This is a genomic window from Streptomyces sp. adm13(2018) (assembly GCF_008042145.1).
Lineage (GTDB): Bacteria > Actinomycetota > Actinomycetes > Streptomycetales > Streptomycetaceae > Streptomyces.
This window is the reverse complement of record NZ_RDBH01000311.1, coordinates 1-3,724: the sequence shown is the minus strand read 5'-3', so window position 1 is coordinate 3,724 and position 3,724 is coordinate 1. Positions and strand designations below refer to the sequence as shown.

General features: G+C 73.8%; 2 protein-coding genes. Both read left to right on the top strand.

Annotated elements, in window-relative coordinates; all coding sequences use genetic code 11:
• Positions 1-78: 78 nt before the first annotated feature.
• Positions 79-1,173 (top strand): AI-2E family transporter, encoded by a 1,095-nt coding sequence (locus EAO70_RS37015; protein ID WP_148007153.1) that lies wholly within the window; start codon positions 79-81, stop codon positions 1,171-1,173.
• A gap of 290 nt (positions 1,174-1,463) precedes the next feature.
• A complete protein-coding gene (locus EAO70_RS37010) occupies positions 1,464-3,692 on the top strand; it encodes an FG-GAP repeat domain-containing protein (RefSeq protein WP_261993251.1) in 2,229 nt (742 codons plus the stop codon).
• The last annotated feature ends 32 nt before the right edge of the window (positions 3,693-3,724 follow it).

The window sequence follows — 3,724 nt, the reverse complement described above, 5'->3', positions numbered from 1 at the left end:
CCCCCCCGCTGACGCCCCGTCACCCGTACGGTGGTTCCTCGCGCGACGGCGCGCCGGGGAGCGTGGTCCGGTGGTGGGGTGCAGACGTCGTCCCCGCTTCTTCCCGAACCCGCGCGCCGGGTCGCCGCCTGGTGCGTCGTCCTGCTCCTGGTCGCCGGGGTCGCCGCCGTCGGCGTCTGGCTGTGCGTCGTCTTCGAGACGGTCGTGACGCCCGTCCTGCTCGCGATCCTCGGTACCGCGCTGCTCGGGCCCCTCTACCGGCGCCTGCTCCGGACGAAGGTCCGGAAGTCGTTCGCCGCCGCGCTCACCGTGGTCGCCGTCCTCGCGGTCGTCGGCGGTGCCACGTACATCGTCGTCGCGGCCCTCATCGAGACCGGTGACCAGATCGTCGCCTCGCTCCGGCAGGCCGCCGCCGACATCGCCGAGCACCTCGGCCCGGCCGGGACCTCGCTCGACGACCTCGCGAGGAACGCCGAGGGACTCCTGAAGCAGTTCGGCGGCACCGCCGCCTCGGGCGTGCTCACGGGCCTCAGCGTCGTCGGCGGGATGCTCGCCACCGCCGCCCTCTCCCTGGTGCTGATCTTCTTCTTCCTGCGCGACTCGGACCGCGCCGCCGGCGCCCTGCGGGCCCTCGCCCCCCGCGCCACCGGCGACCTCGTGGAGGCCATGGCGCGCCGCGCCTTCGAGGCCGTCGAGGGGTTCATGCGCGGGACGACCTTCGTCGCCCTCGTCGACGCCGTCCTCATCGGCCTCGGCCTCGTCGTCCTCGACGTGCCCGGCGCGGTGGGGCTCGCCGCGCTCGTCTTCGTCACCGCGTACATCCCCTACCTCGGCGCCTTCCTCTCCGGCGCGATCGCCGTCCTCGTCGCGCTGGCGGACCGCGGCTTCGCGATCGCGCTCTGGGTGCTCGGCATCGTCCTGGCCGTCCAGATGATCGAGGGCTACCTGCTCCAGCCGATGGTGCAGAGCAGGACCGTGCAGATGCACCCGGCCGCGGTGATGCTGGCGATCACGGCCGGGGCGTCCGTCGCGGGCATCCTGGGCATGCTCCTCGCCGTACCGCTGACGGCCGCGGCGACCGGCATCCTCGGCGAACTGCGGACCCGGTACGGGGCTCCCCGCGAGTCCCCCGACGACCCTCCGGGGGCGCTGCCGAGTCCGCCGGCGCCCTGACGCGTCCGCGGCCGGACCGGCCCGCGTGCGGAAGATGCGGTTCCCCCGTACAACCGTTCGTACGGTCCGATGGTCGTACCAGGCGGTGCGTGCGGGCAGCCGTGCCGTTCCCGCCGCTTCCGGGGGGCTCACGCGGTCGCGGACGGCGACCCCGGGTCCCCTCGCGCACGGCCCTCACCGCCGCGTCCCCGGAGTCGCGTGCGCCGAAGAGGGCCGCGTGTTCCGAGGCAGGGGGCGGACGCCTCCCGTGCCGCTCCCCCATGTCACCCGCTTCGGAAGGCACTGCACGCGTGAAGCACCGCACCTCCGGCCGCCGGCTCGCCGCCGCGGTTCTCACCCTGTCCACGGTCACGGCCGTGACGGGGACCCTCGTCACCGTCCCGGCCGTCGCCGCCGCCCCCGCGGCCGTCGTCCCCTCGGCCGTCGCCGCGGCCGCCGACGCGGCGACCCTGCCGGTCGGCACCGACGTCGTCAGCGTCGGCGACACCGGCTACCTCACGTCCCGCGAGGACGCCGCCGGTGCGACCGTCCTGGAGTGGCGCAAGGCGGACGGCTCGGTGGAGCCGATCGGCGGCGACACCGTCGGCCACGACAGCAAGTCCGACTTCCTCGTCACGGGCGAGGACAGCGGCACGATCACCGTCCGGGACATGACGGGCTCCGCCGCCGCGCCCGTCACGGTCGACCTCGCCACCGAGTTCGCCGCCGGGGCCAAGCTGGTCGGCGTGATCGGCCGGGACCTGTTCGTGCAGGTCCCCCGCGGGGGGAACTACCACGACCTGTGGCTGTACACCCCGAACGGCGAGCAGACCAGGAAGGTCCGGCTCTCCGGCTACGGCAACCACGTCAGCTTCAAGGTCGTCGCGTCCGCCGGCAACGACGCGCTCGTCCTGGTCACCACCCGGTACGAGTCCGGAGCCGGGTTCCGGTACCAGGACTCGCTGGGGCTCGTCGACTACGTCCACGGCACGTCCCTCCGGCACGAGCGGGACACCGGCAAGCTCGTGACGGCCGCCGGGGGCGCCCTCACCCTCGACTACTTCGCCCGCGTCGAGACCCGGTCCGAGGGCAACAGGATCATCGTCGACAGGGCCGGCCGGCTCCCCAGGGAGATCCCGCTCGACACCTTCACCCAGAAGGCCGTCGTCGTCGGCATCGTCGGCGACGTGCTGCTGTACGGCGTCCCGGGCGAGGCGGACGGGACCTCGATCAACCCGCTGTACGCCGTGGACCTCTTCAAGGCCGACGCCCAGCCGTACGAACTCCTGGAGCGCTTCTCCAGCGCCGCCCACGCCCCCGACGGCGCCCTGTACGTGCGGGGCGTCAAGGACGACGCCGACGGTCTCTACCGGCTGTTCGACGGCGTCCAGGGCAGCGTCCCCGCGGTGACCCGGGTCGCGGGCACGGGCCGCGACCTCGCCGTCACCGTCCTGGACTCGAAGATCCCCACGACGGTCGACCTCCAGCAGCCGGGGACCCCGGTGCGGTGGGAGTGGACGATCTCCCGCCCCGCCTTCGCGATGCTGACGCTGAAGCACGTGGCCACCGGCAAGCAGATCACCCTGCCCGGCCCGGAGGACCGTTCCACGCGTCCGGTGATGGAGTGGGACGGCACCATCGACGGCGTCGCCGCCCCGAACGGCGCCTACAGCTGGTACTTCGTCGCCATCCCCAACGGCGTCGGCAGTGCCGCGCGCGCCACCGGCACGTTCCGGGTCACCCGCCAGGCCAACCCGCACGACTTCAACGACAACGGATCGACCGACCTGCTCGCACGGGACTCCTCGGGCACGCTGTGGCGGGACGACCTGTCCGACGGGCCGGTGGACGGCCGGTACACCTCGATCGGCCGGTCGGCCGTCGGCGGCGGCTGGGCGGCGTACAAGCACATCGAGGCGGTCGGGCAGATCGGCGGCGCCGCCCACGGCGACCTCGTCGCGGTCGACGCCAAGGGCGACCTGTGGACCTACCTCGCCAAGGGCGACGGCACCTTCACGGCCCGCGCGCGCGTAGGCGGCGGCTGGAACGCCTACGACAAGATCACGGGCGGCTCCGACCTCGACGGCGACGGCAGGTCCGACCTGGTCGCCACCGGCACCGACGGCGTCGCGTGGCTCTACAAGGGCACCGGCGACTGGACGAAGCCCTACGCCTCCCGGGTGCGTCTCGGCAGCGGCTGGGGCGTCTACGACCAGATCACCGCCGTCGGGAACATCGCGGGCGCCGCCGCGGGCGACCTCGTCGCCCGTGACACCGCCGGCGTGCTGTGGCTGTACCTCGGCAAGGGCGACGGCACCTTCGCCCCGCGCACCCGCGTCGGCAGCGGCTGGAACATGTTCAGCCGGCTCGTCGGCGCGGGTGACGTGGACAACGACGGCCGCCCGGACCTGATCGGTTACGGCCCCCAGGGCACCTACCTCTACCGCGCCACCGGCAGCTGGCAGTCGCCCTTCACACGGGTGAGCACCCGGCTCTACGCGGCCCCCGGGGAAGGCACCGCCTACAACGACGTGGTCTGACGGAACACCTCCTGGGGGGGCGGGCCCGGCCC